The 15,843-nt window shown below is 54.0% G+C and carries 16 protein-coding genes; 4 read left to right on the forward strand and 12 right to left on the reverse strand.

What is annotated here, in order from left to right:
* Position 1: 1 nt before the first annotated feature.
* From A4308_RS21055 to A4308_RS22350, 4 genes are all read right to left on the reverse strand, one after another.
* Positions 2–313: a hypothetical protein gene (locus A4308_RS21055; protein ID WP_045281143.1), complete on the reverse strand. Its 312-nt coding sequence runs from the start codon at positions 311–313 to the stop codon at positions 2–4.
* Between the two features lie 342 nt (positions 314–655).
* Positions 656–877: a membrane protein insertion efficiency factor YidD gene (gene yidD, locus A4308_RS23035; protein WP_071890889.1), complete on the reverse strand. Its 222-nt coding sequence runs from the start codon at positions 875–877 to the stop codon at positions 656–658.
* Positions 878–879: 2 nt separating this feature from the next.
* Positions 880–1,113: a hypothetical protein gene (locus A4308_RS21060; RefSeq protein ID WP_045260197.1), complete on the reverse strand. Its 234-nt coding sequence runs from the start codon at positions 1,111–1,113 to the stop codon at positions 880–882.
* A 297-nt stretch (positions 1,114–1,410) separates the two neighbouring features.
* The gene (locus A4308_RS22350; protein WP_045281144.1) at positions 1,411–1,674 is read right to left on the reverse strand and encodes a hypothetical protein; all 264 of its coding nucleotides are present in this window, start codon (positions 1,672–1,674) and stop codon (positions 1,411–1,413) included.
* Positions 1,675–1,935: 261 nt separating this feature from the next.
* On the opposite strand from A4308_RS22350, the gene A4308_RS21070 reads away from it, so the two are divergent.
* Complete coding sequence (locus A4308_RS21070) at positions 1,936–2,937, forward strand: hypothetical protein (protein WP_045268337.1); 1,002 nt, start codon at positions 1,936–1,938, stop codon at positions 2,935–2,937.
* Between the two features lie 224 nt (positions 2,938–3,161).
* Here the strand turns inward: A4308_RS21070 and guaA are convergent, their stop codons facing one another.
* Positions 3,162–4,739: a glutamine-hydrolyzing GMP synthase gene (gene guaA / locus A4308_RS21075; protein WP_006811514.1), complete on the reverse strand. Its 1,578-nt coding sequence runs from the start codon at positions 4,737–4,739 to the stop codon at positions 3,162–3,164.
* A 69-nt stretch (positions 4,740–4,808) separates the two neighbouring features.
* Positions 4,809–6,275 (reverse strand): IMP dehydrogenase, encoded by a 1,467-nt coding sequence (guaB, locus tag A4308_RS21080; RefSeq protein WP_014884799.1) that lies wholly within the window; start codon positions 6,273–6,275, stop codon positions 4,809–4,811.
* Between the two features lie 159 nt (positions 6,276–6,434).
* Between guaB and xseA the strand changes: the two genes are divergently transcribed.
* Genes xseA through A4308_RS21095 form a run of 3 tightly spaced genes read left to right on the forward strand, consistent with a single transcriptional unit; the run spans position 6,435 to position 9,237 of the window.
* Positions 6,435–7,808, forward strand: a complete 1,374-nt coding sequence (xseA, locus tag A4308_RS21085; protein WP_023331070.1) for an exodeoxyribonuclease VII large subunit — start codon at positions 6,435–6,437, stop codon at positions 7,806–7,808.
* A gap of 58 nt (positions 7,809–7,866) precedes the next feature.
* Positions 7,867–8,886 carry a M4 family metallopeptidase gene (locus A4308_RS21090; RefSeq protein ID WP_014884801.1) on the forward strand — a complete coding sequence of 340 codons (1,020 nt, stop codon included), beginning with the start codon at positions 7,867–7,869 and terminating at the stop codon, positions 8,884–8,886.
* Entirely contained in the window at positions 8,887–9,237 is a 351-nt protein-coding gene (locus A4308_RS21095) for a protealysin inhibitor emfourin (RefSeq protein WP_045281147.1), read from the forward strand. It begins immediately after the preceding gene.
* Here the strand turns inward: A4308_RS21095 and A4308_RS21100 are convergent.
* The 6 genes from A4308_RS21100 to A4308_RS21125 form a co-directional block, all read right to left on the reverse strand.
* The gene (locus A4308_RS21100) at positions 9,234–9,455 is read right to left on the reverse strand and encodes a zinc ribbon domain-containing protein (RefSeq protein WP_045281148.1); all 222 of its coding nucleotides are present in this window, start codon (positions 9,453–9,455) and stop codon (positions 9,234–9,236) included. The genes A4308_RS21095 and A4308_RS21100 overlap by 4 nt on opposite strands.
* A 50-nt stretch (positions 9,456–9,505) precedes the next feature.
* Positions 9,506–10,540 (reverse strand): hypothetical protein, encoded by a 1,035-nt coding sequence (locus A4308_RS21105; protein WP_023331071.1) that lies wholly within the window; start codon positions 10,538–10,540, stop codon positions 9,506–9,508.
* A 58-nt stretch (positions 10,541–10,598) separates the two neighbouring features.
* Positions 10,599–12,143 carry a peptide MFS transporter gene (locus A4308_RS21110; RefSeq protein WP_023331072.1) on the reverse strand — a complete coding sequence of 515 codons (1,545 nt, stop codon included), beginning with the start codon at positions 12,141–12,143 and terminating at the stop codon, positions 10,599–10,601.
* Positions 12,144–12,442: 299 nt separating this feature from the next.
* Positions 12,443–13,915, reverse strand: a complete 1,473-nt coding sequence (der, locus tag A4308_RS21115) for a ribosome biogenesis GTPase Der (RefSeq protein WP_014884806.1) — start codon at positions 13,913–13,915, stop codon at positions 12,443–12,445.
* Positions 13,916–14,027: 112 nt separating this feature from the next.
* Entirely contained in the window at positions 14,028–15,206 is a 1,179-nt protein-coding gene (bamB, locus tag A4308_RS21120; RefSeq protein WP_045281149.1) for an outer membrane protein assembly factor BamB, read from the reverse strand.
* A gap of 10 nt (positions 15,207–15,216) precedes the next feature.
* On the reverse strand, positions 15,217–15,837 hold the full coding sequence (locus A4308_RS21125; RefSeq protein ID WP_014884808.1) for a YfgM family protein: 621 nt from the start codon (positions 15,835–15,837) through the stop codon (positions 15,217–15,219).
* Positions 15,838–15,843: the final 6 nt, after the last annotated feature.

A 15,843-nucleotide genomic window follows, 5' to 3' on the forward strand; every position in this document is an offset into this window, starting at 1 on the left:
GTTATTTTTTATATTCTTTTATTTTTGATAAATGTTCGAGCTTCTTTCGTTTCCACCATAAAGATAGCAATGAAGATGCCTCGTCATCAGTCTTATCCATAATGACTGGCTGATTGATAGACATGATGCTTAATGCCGAGGTAAACATAATCAATAAGCACACCGCAGCATTACCTTCATTATACCATGACCTTGTAAAGATCCCCGTGAGGTACAACCCGTAGCAACTACCAAGGAAAAGCATAGCATTAAGTAATAATGCAATAATTCGCCACTTTCCTAATAAATATAATTTAGCTTCAAAATATTCCATAGAGACTCCATGTTATTGGGGAACCAGATGCATCAGGCCACCATAATGTTTGGCTGAATTCTTATCTAGGAACTCTGCTCTACTTTACGCAGCGAGGCGCAGGAAATTCATTCCTGTATCTAAATAACTTTGCATATTGCCTATCCACTTTAGCCCGGCTTTGTTGATTACCGGTGAATGCAATGGCAGCACTTATGAGGTAGATAAATCATCCGTCTAAGTAGTCACCGCCAGCGCAATAAGGCTGCGGGAGAACTTATTTTATTCTTAATCGTTCTGGTACAGCATTATTCATTGTGACCAAAGCGTGACGCTTAGCAGGACATCCGAAAGCTAGCTCACTCAGTGACAACGGTGTGGTGGATAATCGATTCCACCGTTCGGCGGCCTGCAGCGCTGAAAACGCTTGAAGGCAATTTTCCATCCCCGGCAGAAACCAAAGCGCTTGATGCTGACAAACGTATATTTTGAACATGAAGGATGATAGCGACAGCGCCGTCTGACGTTGTCTGGTGCATGTTTGCGGTAAAGCAGTATCAGCCAGAAGCTCAGACTACGCAGCACAGTTACACCTCTTTCCTGAAGGTAATAACATAGTACTGCATAAATTTGACCTTACTGCCGCCAAAACAGCCTGGTCGTTCTTCAATACCGATAGTATCAACTCGCTGAAATTCCCAGCCCTGCGCTGCCCACTCGTTGACCACGTCCTCAAGGTATTGCGCAGCAATACCGATTTTGTTGTCTTTAGCCCTGACTGAAATGTTGGGTGGAACCTGGACCATTTTGTACTGAAACATTAGATTATAACCTTGTTGTTAACGGTGGCTGATTATTCGCTCTGCCAGGAATAGCGACAGAGGCGTTAAATGCCGCTGGACATTTATTGTTTGCATAAGCTGACTCTGTGTACAGTGATTGCTTTACTTAACTCTTCGCACATCTGCTGTAGTACCTTCAACCTGCATTTTGTAACCTGTTCCGCTATTGTAAATTAATGCCTCCGGTCTGTATGAATACTTGTATTCATAGTGGTAGGTGCATTGCTTCCACACCTGCCCGTTAGTGAGAGTGTAAACGGTTTCGCCTTCCCATCCTTAAAATTCGCCATCAATTCGTGATTGGATGACATCAGTGATTTGTCTGACGGGTACAACTTTGTCTTTCCCATCTATCTGCAGATAAAACCGCCCATTCGCTCGTAAGAGATTGACATCAGGTCGATAGGCATAATGATACCAGTACATGTATTGCGCCTGTATCCAGTATGTCCCGTCAACAAACCTGAATAAAACCTCGTCATCAAACCCTTCGAAATCACCATCGATTTTTGTTTTGCGTACAAGTTCATATGTGCTCATGGTCATTCTCCATTGGATATAACTTTTTCTCTACTACAAGCTACTCCTTTATTTGTGGTGATATCAACCGCAAATAGGAGCATGGTCTAAATATTTCGGCAAAATATTCATGACACGAATATTTTATTTTTTAAACATATCTCTTGTGAATTTTTTTATTATGGAATTCGAGGCGCGTCAAATAAATTCTGGTTAGTCCGTTACGATTATTACAAACCTGGCTTATATTGCTACCAGGCAGGGCTAACAGGAAACAGGGCGATGGGTTTAATTGGAAAACTACGCAGTATCTTAGGGCATCAATCTGGCAAGAGAGAACCTTCATCTACGCATGAACGCAACACGGAACTGGAGGGTAAATGGCTTACCGTGGATCACCCTTACTTCTTCGGTCACGCAAATATTTCGCCGGATAAGCGCTGGGTGGTGGGCTGCGATGATTCGGATGGTGGCAGCCTTGGAGGCCACAGGATGAAGGGCAATGGCCGTGTCATTCTTGTCGATTACCCCTCTGACAGGATTGTGTATGAGCTAAAATGTTTTGCACGCCCTGTCGATGCCGCTGTTTCTGATTCCGGTAGTTTCATAGTCCACGATTGTGGTTTCGGTAGTGCACTTAGCGGGGATGTCATCGCTATCAACACCAGCGGTGATGAAATCTATCGTCGGCATTACTGCGCCAATATCTTTAATATTGGTTTGTCCCAATGTGGCCGGTACGCAGCTGTCCAGACAGCAAATGCAGATAATAAAGACAGTAATATTTTGGAGGTTCTCGATCTTCAAAAAAGACAGCAAATGTTTACAGTTCGCCCCGTCGGGACCTGGGCAGATTGCTATTTATTCGATACAAACGCTGACGGAGAGTTATGCCAACTACGCGTCAATCTTCGTGATCTTGGATACTTCCGTTATTCCACCGCTGGTGAGTTCCTTGATGCTGAATCACTACAGATAGCCCAGTTGAACAAGGGTGATTACGCCACAAAGATTATGGCCGCGCAGGAGTTGCTTAAGACGGATACCACCGAGGAAAGCGCCAGGAAAGCTCTGAGCGTCGCTGATACAGCTCTTACGCAGGGAGCCCGAGAACGATATGACTGGGGAGCGCTAGCTCACAGGATCAGAGGGGAGTCGTTTGAATCGCTTGGGCAGTTATCTGACGCTTTGGAAGCCTATGAACAGGCACTTGCAATGAATCCTAAAGTGGGTGTATTGCGCCGGGCAACCACTCTGCGTAAAAAACTTTCTGCAAAGAAATAAAACGCCCTCCTAATACGGTGCAAGTAAAATAAGTAAAGGTGATGAGACGAAATGGCACGAAACTGTGATCATTTTAGCCAGCGCACAAAAACCGAACTGGCTCTTCGGGTCGGCTATCATTATTCAAAATGTAAATGTCCAACTATATGTACAAAAAAGCCCGCAGTTACGCGGGCTAAGAGTACTTTACTGTTTTTGCGCGCTGGCTATTGCCAGTCGTTAAATCATTCCCACTCAATCGTAGCCGGTGGCTTACCGCTGATGTCATACACCACGCGGGAAATACCGTTCACTTCGTTGATGATGCGGTTAGACACGCGGCCTAAGAAGTCATACGGCAGGTGCGCCCAGTGCGCGGTCATGAAGTCGATGGTTTCTACCGCACGCAGGGAAACAACCCAGTCGTACTTACGGCCATCGCCCATTACGCCGACGGAGCGAACCGGCAGGAACACGGTGAACGCCTGGCTTACTTTGTTGTACAGGTCAGCTTTGTGCAGCTCTTCGATGAAGATCGCGTCTGCGCGACGCAGCAGGTCGCAGTACTCTTTCTTCACTTCACCCAGTACGCGCACGCCGAGACCCGGGCCCGGGAACGGATGACGGTAGAGCATGTCGTACGGCAGACCCAGTTCCAGACCGATCTTGCGTACTTCATCTTTGAACAGCTCGCGCAGCGGTTCAACCAGACCCATCTTCATCTCTTTCGGCAGGCCGCCCACGTTGTGGTGAGATTTGATGACGTGTGCTTTACCGGTTGCTGAAGCAGCTGATTCAATCACGTCAGGATAGATAGTGCCCTGAGCCAGCCATTTAACGTCTTCCAGCTTCAGCGCTTCTTCGTCGAACACTTCCACGAATACGCGGCCGATGATTTTACGCTTGGCTTCCGGATCGTTCTCGCCTTTCAGCGCGTCCAGGAAACGCTGCTCGCCTTCCACATGAACGATGTTCAGACCGAAGTGGTCACCGAACATGTCCATCACCTGCTGGGCTTCGTTCAGACGCAGCAGACCGTTGTCCACGAAGACGCAGGTCAGGTTTTTGCCGATGGCACGGTGCAGCAGCATCGCGGTCACGGAGGAGTCGACGCCGCCGGAGAGGCCGAGGATCACTTTGTCATCACCAACCTGCTGGCGGATACGCTCCACGGCGTCGTCGATGATTTTTGCCGGGGTCCACAGCGCTTCACACTGGCAGATGTCGCGCACGAAGCGCTCCAGCATGCGCATACCCTGACGGGTGTGGGTCACTTCCGGGTGGAACTGCACGCCGTAGAAGCGCTTTTCTTCGTTCGCCATGATCGCGAACGGGCAGCTTTCGGTGCTGGCAACGGTCACGAAGTCAGACGGGATAGCGGTGACCTTGTCGCCGTGGCTCATCCACACGTCCAGCAGCGGTTTGCCGTCAGCGGTCAGGGAGTCTTCGATACCGCGTACCAGTGCGCTGTCGGTGACGACTTCTACCTGTGCATAACCGAACTCACGCTCGTTAGAGCCTTCTACGTGGCCGCCCAGTTGCATGGCCATGGTCTGCATACCGTAGCAGACGCCGAATACCGGCACGCCTGCTTCGAACACGTACTGCGGCGCGCGCGGGCTGTTCTCTTCGGTGGTGCTTTCCGGGCCGCCGGACAGGATGATGCCGCTTGGATTGAATTCGCGAATCTGTGCTTCCGTGACATCCCACGCCCACAGTTCGCAGTAAACGCCCAGTTCACGTACGCGACGCGCCACCAGCTGAGTGTACTGAGAACCAAAATCGAGGATGAGGATGCGATGTTTATGAATGTTTTCCGTCATTGACGCTAATTCCGAGGCAAGTGAAACAGATTAAATAAATCGCCCGACACGAGGTCGGGCGAAGAAAAATCAGGAGCCCAGACGATAGTTCGGGGACTCTTTGGTGATCGTCACGTCGTGAACGTGGCTCTCCTGGATACCCGCACCGCTGATGCGTACGAATTCCGCTTTGGTACGCAGCAGGTCAATGGTACCACAGCCGGTCAGACCCATACAGGAGCGCAGGCCGCCCATCTGCTGGTGAATGATCTCTTTCAGACGGCCTTTATAAGCAACGCGGCCTTCGATACCTTCCGGCACCAGTTTGTCAGCGGCGTTATCGGTCTGGAAGTAACGGTCAGAGGAACCTTTGGACATCGCGCCCAGGGAGCCCATCCCACGATAGGATTTGTAAGAACGGCCCTGGTAGAGTTCGATTTCACCCGGGGATTCTTCGGTGCCGGCCAGCATGGAGCCCACCATCACGGCAGCAGCGCCCGCGGCGATGGCTTTCGCGATGTCGCCAGAGAAGCGGATACCGCCGTCAGCGATAACCGGAATACCGGTGCCTTCCAGCGCTTCAACCGCGTCAGATACCGCGGTGATCTGCGGAACGCCCACGCCGGTGACGATACGGGTAGTACAGATAGAGCCTGGACCGATACCTACTTTCACCGCGCTGCAGCCGGCATCCGCCAGCGCACGAGCGCCTGCGCCTGTTGCCACGTTGCCGCCGATGATCTGCAGGTCCGGGTACTTAGCACGGGTGTCACGAATACGCTGCAGAACGCCTTCGGAGTGGCCGTGAGAGGAGTCGATCAGCAGGACGTCAACGCCCGCAGCCACCAGCGCATCAACACGCTCTTCGTTACCGGCACCGGCACCCACCGCTGCACCGACGCGCAGACGGCCATGCTCGTCTTTACAGGCGTTAGGTTTACGTTCTGCTTTCTGGAAATCTTTCACGGTGATCATGCCGCGCAGATGGAAGTTCGCATCCACAACCAGCGCTTTCTCAACGCGTTTTTCGTGCATTTTCGCCAGCACTACGTCGCGGGTTTCACCTTCGCGAACGGTCACCAGACGCTCTTTTGGCGTCATGTAGACGCTGACAGGCTGGTTCAGATCAGTCACGAAGCGCACGTCACGGCCGGTGATGATGCCAACCAGCTCGTTATCTTCGGTCACAACCGGGTAACCGGCGAAGCCGTTACGTTCGGTCAGGGCTTTCACTTCGTGCAGAGTGGTGGTTGGCAGAACGGTCTGAGGGTCAGACACAATGCCGGATTCATGTTTCTTCACGCGGCGAACTTCTTCCGCCTGACGCTCGATAGACATGTTTTTATGGATAAAGCCAATGCCGCCTTCCTGTGCCAGGGCGATAGCCAGGCGCGCTTCAGTCACGGTGTCCATTGCCGCGGAGAGCATAGGAATGTTCAGACGAATGGTTTTCGTCAACTGCGTGCTGAGGTCGGCAGTATTCGGCAGAACGGTGGAATGAGCGGGAACGAGGAGGACGTCGTCAAACGTCAGTGCTTCTTTAGCGATACGTAGCATGGGCAATATCTCTGACCTGGGTGGTTAAATATTGCCGTGGCATTATACAGAGCGTAACCGATTGCATCTACACTTTTTTAAAAAAAATGCTTGCGATTGCCTCTCAGCAGGTTACTATCGACTGAATAACTTGCTGATTTAGAATTTGATCCCGCTCACATGTTATCCTCTCAATCCCCCTCAATTTATACCGTCAGCCGCCTGAATCAGACGGTGCGTTTGCTGCTTGAGCAGGAAATGGGGCAGGTCTGGATCAGCGGTGAGATCTCTAACTTCACGCAGCCCTCTTCCGGCCACTGGTACTTTACCTTAAAAGACGACACCGCCCAGGTGCGCTGCGCGATGTTCCGCAACAGCAACCGCCGCGTGACGTTTCGTCCGCAGCACGGCCAGCAGGTTCTGGTTCGCGCCAATATTACCCTGTATGAACCGCGCGGTGATTATCAAATTATCGTCGAGAGCATGCAGCCTGCGGGCGAAGGGCTGTTGCAGCAGAAGTATGAGCAGTTAAAAGCAACGCTTTCTGCCGAGGGGCTTTTCGACCAGCAGTTTAAAAAACCGCTGCCCTCTCCTGCCCACTGCGTTGGGGTTATCACCTCAAAAACCGGTGCGGCACTGCATGACATTTTGCACGTCCTCAAGCGTCGCGACCCTTCCCTGCCCGTCATCATCTACCCGACCGCCGTGCAGGGCGACGATGCGCCGGGCCAGATTGTGCGCGCCATTGCGCTGGCGAATGCGCGCCAGGAGTGTGACGTGCTCATCGTCGGGCGCGGAGGCGGCTCGCTGGAAGATCTGTGGAGCTTTAACGACGAGCGCGTGGCGCGGGCAATCTTTGCCAGCCTTATCCCCGTCGTGAGTGCCGTCGGGCATGAAACGGACGTAACGATAGCCGATTTTGTCGCGGATTTACGTGCGCCTACGCCTTCCGCGGCGGCAGAAGTGGTGAGTCGTAACCAGCTGGAGCTGCTGCGTCAGATCCAGAACGGCCAGCAGCGCCTTGAAATGGCGATGGATTACTTCCTCGCCAACCGTACCCGTCGCTTTACCCAGCTTCATCATCGTCTGCAGCAGCAGCACCCGCAGCTGCGCCTGGCGCGTCAACAGACGGTGCTGGATCGTCTGCGCCAGCGCATGAATATCGCGCTGGATACTCAGCTGAAACGCGCCGTTTCGCGCCAGCAGCGCGTGACGCAGCGCCTTAACCAGCAAAATCCGCAGCCGAAAATTTACCGCGCGCAAACGCGGATTCAGCAGCTGGAGTTTCGTCTGGCGGAGACTCTCCGCGCCCGGCTGAGTACCACCCGCGAACGTTTTGGCAATGCGGTGACCCATCTTGAAGCGGTCAGCCCCCTCTCCACGCTGGCGCGCGGCTATAGCGTCACCACCGCGACGGACGGGAAAGTGCTGAAACAAACCAAACAGGTCAAAGCCGGGGATGTGCTGACCACCCGCCTGTCTGACGGCTGGGTAGAAAGCGAAGTGAAATCAATTAAACCGGTGAAAAAGACGCGTCAGCGCAAAACCGGATAATTCTTCGCCGGTTACTTACTATACTGCAGCTATTCCCTTTTTTGATAAGGAGAGCTGCATGACCCATCTTTATAGCGTTATTCCCCCTTATATTCTGCGTCGTATTATCGAAACGGGCTCCGAGCCGCAGCAGCGCTGCGCCCGTCAGACCTTAACCCACGTGCAGACGTTAATGGCCCATATGCCGGGCAAGCCCGCCGCCCCGCACGTGAATAAAGCCGGTCAGCTTGAGCGCGATATTTACGATGCGAAGCAAACCCAGGAGCTGCCGGGTACCCAGGTGCGTTATGAGGGTCAGCCGTCGAATGGCGATGTCGCGGTCGATGAAGCCTACGCGTATTTAGGGATTACCCATGATTTCTTCTGGAAAGAATATCAGCGCGATTCACTCGATAATAAAGGGCTTATTTTGACCGGGACCGTTCACTACGGCCGGGAATATCAGAACGCCTTCTGGAATGGTCAGCAGATGGTATTTGGCGACGGCGACGGGGAAATATTTAATCGCTTCACGATTGCCATTGACGTGGTGGCGCACGAACTGAGCCACGGCGTAACCGAGACCGAGGCCGGACTTATCTATTTTGAACAGTCGGGCGCGCTAAACGAGTCTCTCTCTGACGTGTTTGGCTCGCTGGTGAAACAGTATCATCTGAAGCAAACCGCCGATAAAGCAGACTGGCTGATTGGTGAAGGGCTGCTGGCCGCAGGAATTAACGGCAAAGGGCTGCGCTCGATGTCTGAACCCGGCACCGCCTACGATGACCCGCTGCTCGGCAAAGATCCGCAGCCCGCGCACATGAAAGATTTCATTAAAACGCGCGAGGATAACGGCGGCGTGCATCTGAACTCCGGTATCCCCAATCGGGCGTTTTATCTGGCCGCGACGGCGATCGGCGGTCACGCCTGGGAAAAAGCGGGTTATGCCTGGTACGACACAGTTTGCGATCGCAATCTGGCGCAGGATGCAGATTTTGAGGCCTTCGCAAAACTGACGATCGCGCACGGAGAGAAACGCTCCGGTAGCGACGTCGGAGCGGCCATAAAACAAGCCTGGGAACAGGTGGGAGTGCTGTAAATGCAGGTTCCGGAACTGACGGATGACGCCGTAGTTGAGCTGGCCCGGGAAGGCGGCGTCGCTTTTATTCCTAAGCTGAGCGGTCAGCGCACCATCGCGCTGTCCTCGCTCAATGAGGCCCAGCGCCAGCGCCTGGTGAGCATCCTGGAGCAGGCGTTTCCACGCGGCCAGCCGCCCGGGCAAGCCACGTCACCCGGCAGCGGTGACCAGCGCTATTTCCGCATCCAGATTATCTGGAACGGGCAGAATCAGGCACATTATGCTGATATCATCGTGCTGGTGCCCGAGCAGGAAGCACCCGAGTCGCTGGTCGAACTGTGGCAGAAAGGCGAAGGCTGCGTGTGTGATTAACGTTCTGCCGGAATAAACTCCACGCGCTTTTTAGAGATTAAGCCGTGGCCGTTCTGGCAGAAATAATCCACCGCGCCACAGGCTTTTAAAACCTGGAGCGGCTGATGGCACTCCGGGCAACGGGCTTCAAGCGCAATGTCTTTGTTACAGTTCTCGCACTGCGCCACCCCATTCTGGGGCTCCAGCGTTGCCTGGCAATCCGGGCAGGTAATCGTCATGGTGACTCCTTCAAAGCATTCAGGTCTGGGGTAATTTTACCACGTTGCGTTCAGTGCGGACCACGCAACTGTTGCTGCAAGGTCAGCAGCAGCGCAACTTCCTCGATCCGACGGCGCGTGGTACGGCTCACCTCCTGCGGATCCCGCTCAAACAGACTTTTATCGCCAAGAATATGTCCCGCAAGACAGTGCTCGTAGATTGTGCCGGGGAGAGACCAGCGCTGGATATCATCCCCCTCAATGACCTCCAGCACATCTTCCGCGCCGCGCCGGTCATGACTGATGGTGCGCCCGTCACGTAGATGCAGACGCAAGCCTTTTTGCCCGCCCGCAGGTCCTGCGTATTTGTTAAGCCAGATGTCCACCGGTACGCCGCTGATGCTTCCCTGAAGATGCGCCTCACCTTCCGCCGTGGTCAGGTCTCCTTTTGCAATAGCGCGGCCCAGACGGTCTTTAGCGGCAACGACCTGTAGCGTCATCTCGTCATCGCCCCCCAGAAAGCACATCGTTTCACGCAGCATCGCCAGCACATGCGTACCGATATCCAGAATCACGCCATCAGGGTGACGAAGCGTTCTGGTATCCGGTTCACCGGTGGAGAAATTAAGCGCGATGGGTTCGCCGACAGCGTTATACCCGCTTGGCTCCTGCAAAAAGCCTTCAATTCTGACGACGTCAGAAAAATGATCGACCAGCGAGCGCTTCACCGTTTCGATGCGCGCCATCCAGTGGTCGAGCGCCAGCACGCGGGATGCCGCACCGGGCGTGGCCAGCAGCGCATTAAGCTTATCTATTTGGGGAAGCGTGGCGACAATCGGTTTTTCTATCACAATCCGGGAGATCGGTGAGGCGATTGCCTGCTCAAGCACCTCAAGATGGTGCAGCGATGCGGTAGTGATAAAGAGGGTATCAAGCGGGGTGGCAAGCAGTTCCGCAAGCGAGGCGCAGCGCATCACGCCTTCAGGGTGCTTTGCCGGGAGAACATCAAACCCGAAACAACGAACCGGGCGGCCATACAGGTTACGCAATGCGGGCAGATACGCTGTCTCCACTACCGCACCAAGACCAACAAATCCTAACTGCATATTTTCACCTCAGGGAATAACGTGCCGGGGCGTAACGCCAGCCCCGGCACGCTGAGGTTTATGAGGCGCTAGCTGCTGGTTTCGTTTGCGCATTTTCCAGCATACGACGCACCGGAACAATGAGGACGATCAGCACCGCGGCACAAATCAGCAGCGCGATGGAGCAGCGGGCGAAGAGATCCGGCAGCATATCCAGCTGGTCGGCCTTCACGTGGCCGCCGATCAGGCCAGCCGCCAGGTTACCCAAGGCACTGGCGCAGAACCACAGACCCATCATCTGGCCGCGCATTCTTTCCGGCGCCAGCAGGGTCATGGTCGCCAGACCGATCGGGCTCAGGCACAGTTCACCCAGCGTCAGCATCAGGATACTGCCCACCAGCCAGAACGGCGACACCCCCGCCCCACCGTTGCTCAGTACATTCTGTGCCGCCAGCATCATCAGGCCAAAGCCCGCTGCCGCACACAGAATACCGATCACGAATTTGGTGATACTGCTCGGGCGGATGTTCTTCGTCGCGAGTTTCGGCCATGCCCAGCTGAACACCGGGGCCAGCAGGATGATGAACAGCGCGTTAATCGACTGGAACCAAACCGCCGGGATTTCAAAATCACCGATCATGCGGTTAGTGTAGTCGTTGGCAAACAGGTTGAACGAGGTTGGCTTCTGCTCAAACGCAGACCAGAAGAACGCCGCGGAGACCAGTAGAATAAAGCACACCAGCAGTCTGGCGCGTTCTTTACGGTTCAGGCCAGCAAAAACAAACAGATAAATAAAGTAGAGGGCAACAGACGCCGCAATCACGTAGACCAGCACGCTGGCTACCGCGACCGGGTTAATCACAATCACGCCCTGCGCAATCAGCGTCACGAGCGTTGCCACACCTGCCGCCAGCACCAGCAGCCAGATGCCCACGCCATTACGCTTCACCACCGGACTGTTCCAGGTGGAATCCAGACCGACTTCGCTGTCGTAGCGTTTCATCGCCGGAACCGCAAACACGCGGAAGATAATCAGCGCCACCAGCATCCCGATGCCGCCAATACCAAAGCCCCAGTGCCAGCCGTGGGTTTTAATCAGCCAGCCGGAAATCAGCGGGGCAATGAACGAGCCCATGTTGATGCCCATATAGAACAGCGAGAAACCGCCGTCACGACGCGCATCGCCTTTTTTATACAGAGTCCCCACCATGACCGAGATACAGGTCTTGAACAGGCCAGAGCCGAGCACGATGAACATCAGGCCGATAAAGAACAGGTTGTCACCCATGATGGCCGACAGCGCAATCGACAGGTGGCCGAGCGCAATCAGAATTGAACCGTACCAGACGGCTCTCTGCTGCCCAAGCCAGTTATCCGCCAGCCAGCCCCCCGGCAGCGCGGCCAGGTACATGGTCCCGGCAAAGATACCGACAATCGCCGAGGCGTTTTCACGGGCCAGGCCCATCCCGCCGTCATAGACGGTGGCGGCCATAAACAGGATCAGTAACGGACGAATGCCGTAAAACGAGAAACGCTCCCACATCTCGGTGAAAAACAGTGAACCGAGCGGATACGGATGGCCGAAGAACGTTCGGCTCTCTTTTTGATTAACAGAGGATTGCATAATTCTCCCGAAAGGTATGTGTCGTGCTTGTAAACACCAGCAAGTACGCCGGCCAGTTACGTATCTGACCGATTTTTTACATGCGGCGAAAAGTTAGTTAACCATTTGATAACCAGATGCTAGTTTTGTCTAGTACCGGGCCCGGGACTTTAAGACGAAAATTCGACGATTGTCTACTTTCTTAGTTTTAAACATGGTTAAAAGTGAATAGTGATTGACATCACACAGAGAAAACCGGCGGTATGATTGGGCAAAAAAAAGCCCGCGACATGCGCGGGCTTTTGTGAGTTCAGCAAAGCTTATTTGCTTTTCTTAATGTGCTTAATCAAACGCTTACGCTTACGCATCTGGTTCGGCGTAAGGGTGTTGCGCTTGTTAGCGAACGGGTTTTCCCCTTCCTTGAACTGGATGCGGATAGGCGTGCCCATCACGTCCAGCGATTTACGGAAGTAGTTCATCAGATAGCGCTTGTAGGAATCCGGCAGGTCTTTCACCTGGTTGCCGTGGATCACCACGATTGGCGGGTTATAACCCCCGGCGTGAGCATATTTCAGCTTCACGCGGCGACCGCGTACCAGCGGCGGTTGATGGTCTTCCGCAGCCATATTCATGATGCGGGTCAGCATGGCGGTGCTCTGACGGCGGGTGGAGCTGTCATAGGCTTCACGCACGGATTCGAACAGGTTACCGACGCCACTGCCATGCAGGGCAGAAATAAAGTGCACGCGCGCAAAGTCGATAAAGCCCAGACGGAAGTCGAGGGTCTCTTTCACCTGCTCGCGCACTTCATTGCTCAGGCCATCCCATTTGTTAACCACGATAACCAGTGAGCGCCCACTATTGAGGATAAAGCCGAGCAGAGAGAGATCCTGATCGGAGATTCCTTCACGCGCATCAATGACCAGCATAACGACGTTGGCATCTTCAATCGCCTGCAGGGTTTTGATAACGGAGAATTTTTCCACCACATCGGTGATTTTCCCGCGCTTACGTACCCCGGCGGTGTCAATGAGGACATACTCACGTTCATCGCGCTGCATCGGGATGTAGATGCTGTCGCGCGTGGTGCCAGGCATGTCGTAAACGACCACGCGCTCTTCACCCAGAATACGGTTAGTAAGTGTAGACTTACCTACGTTTGGACGCCCCACGATAGCCAGCTTGATTGGCAGATCCTGCGGATTGAAGTCGTCTTCAGGCTCTTCTTCGCCCTCAACGCCCTCTTCAAACTGCGCCCAGTATTCAGCGTCTTCGTCCACCTCTTCCGGCGGGTTAACTTCATCAACCCATGGCAGCAGAACGGTTTCCAGCAGGCTGGTCACGCCGCGACCGTGCGATGCCGCAATGGGGTAAATTTCACCCAGGCCTAAAGACCAGAAGTCTGCAACGGCCTGATCGGCATCGATACCGTCAGTTTTGTTCGCCACCAGGAAAGTAGGCTTTTCACGCGAGCGCAGGTGTTTGGCGATGGCGGAGTCTGCCGGCATCAGGCCAGCGCGCGCATCCACCATAAACAGCACCACGTCCGCTTCTTCAATCGCCAGCAATGACTGTTCCGCCATGCGGGTTTCAACGCCGTCCTCTGTACCGTCAATGCCACCGGTATCAATACAGATGAACTCGCGTCCTTCCACCTCTGCACGACCGTACTTACGGTCACGCGTCAGCCCCGGGAAATCCGCAACCAGCGCATCACGGGTGCGTGTTAAACGGTTAAAAAGAGTGGATTTTCCAACGTTAGGGCGCCCGACAAGCGCGACCACAGGTACCATGTTTGAAGCCTCATAAAATTCAAATAAACGTCGCATTCGCGGCGTTTTTAAAAATGTCAAAACGGCTCCTGAGTGAACAGGAGCCGTTTAGTATACTACAACCGCCGGGTAATTAACGCGTGATCGCGTACAGCGTACCGTCTTTTGCCTGAATCAGCAGTTTGCCGTCAGCCACAACCGGATCGGTCAGGAAACCAGAGCTGTCGACTTTTTGCTGTGCAACAAAGCGGCCGTTATCCGGATCAATCCAGTGCATATACCCTTCGCTGTCGCCTACCACCAGGCTACCGTTGTACAGTGCTGGCGCGGTCAGCAGACGGTGCAGCAGATCGCTTTGCGTCCACAGGGTCACGCCGCCTTCAGTGCTCAGCGCCAGCAGACGGTCGTTCTGGTCAACCATATAGATACGGTTACCGTCCACGATGAAATCATTTACAGAACCCAGTTCACGTTTCCACATGATCTGGCCGCTGCGCAGATCCAGCGCGGTGAGGTTACCGTTATAGGCCAGCGCGTAAACCACACCGTCTACGATGACCGGCGTTGTGTCGACGTCGCTCAGACGGTCAATTTCCGTTGAGCCTGTAGCCTGAGAGATACGCTGCTGCCAGATCATCTGACCCTGCTGCATCAGCACGGCACTCACGCGACCGTTATCACCGCCTACAATTGCTGCACCGAATGCGGTAGCAGGCGCAGATTCACCGCGCAGAGAGAGCGCAGGCATGTCAAGGTTAACGGTCCATTTCACCAGACCGTCCGCTTCGTTCAGCGCCTGCAGCTGGCCGTTGCTGGTATGAATCAGCACCAGGCCGTCGCTCACGACCGGGCGAGACAGGGATTCACCGGCCACGGTAGTTTGCCAGGCAACGGAGCCGTCGCTGGTGTTCAGGGCATAAACCTGCGCCTTTTCGCTACCCACGTAGACATGACCACCGGCAACCGTCAGGCCGCCAGACAGCAGTGCAGGTTTACGGGAGAACCAGCCATCTTTTTCCGCCAGGTTAACAGACCAGACTTCTTTTCCGTCATCAGCATTGACCGCTTTCACGGTACCTTTACGATCGGCGGCATAAACAACGCTGTCCGCAAAGGCCGGATGAAGGTTGGAATAAAAGTCACCAATACCATTACCAACGGAGACATCCCACGCGGTAGAAGGGGTAAACTGGTTTTCAACCGTCGGCAGTGGGGACATTTTTACAACGTCTTCTTCGCCACTGAACAGTGAACAACCACTCAATAACGTAACAGAAAGCAGTCCTGGCAGAAGTAATTTACGCAATTGCATCGGGTCCCTCTCAGACGGACAAATTATTTATTTTCATCTGCATCATTTCGCTCAGCGCAGGTGAAGCTTTGCTATCCACGCCAGCTTGCCACGCTTTACGCGCGCCCGCTTTGTCACCTTTGCTCAGCAGCGCTTCACCGCGCAGATCGGCAACGATGGCAGCAAAACCTTCGCCTTTAACGGTATCGAGCGTTTTCAGCGCATCGTCAGCTTTTTTCTGCTGAACCTGAATACGTGCCAGGCGCAGATTAATCACTGCTTTCAGGTTTTCATCGCTGGCAGCAGCAAGACCCTGAGTCAACTGAGCAACAGCTTTATCCAGTTCGTTCTTATCAACGTACTGCTGAGCCACTTCCAGCGCAGCCAGCGCGCCGTAGGTGTTTTTGTTGTCAGCAGCAAATTTCTCTGCCGCAACCAGCGTTTGTGGCTGATCGGCACGGATCGCACTCACGGTATTTTCATAGGTCAGAGACGCGCCGCGCGCGGTATCCGCCTGATGATTGTTCCAGTAACGCCAGCCAATCAGCGCGCCCACACCTAAAATCACCCCAACAACCAGCGCTTTGCCGTTCTCAACAAAGAAGCGTTTAATCGCGTCGACCTGATCGTGTTCGTTCTCGTAAATTTCCACGCAGTC

The sequence above is a fragment of the Enterobacter sp. ODB01 genome, from assembly GCF_001623605.1.
In the GTDB taxonomy this organism is placed as follows: Bacteria; Pseudomonadota; Gammaproteobacteria; order Enterobacterales; family Enterobacteriaceae; genus Enterobacter; species Enterobacter kobei.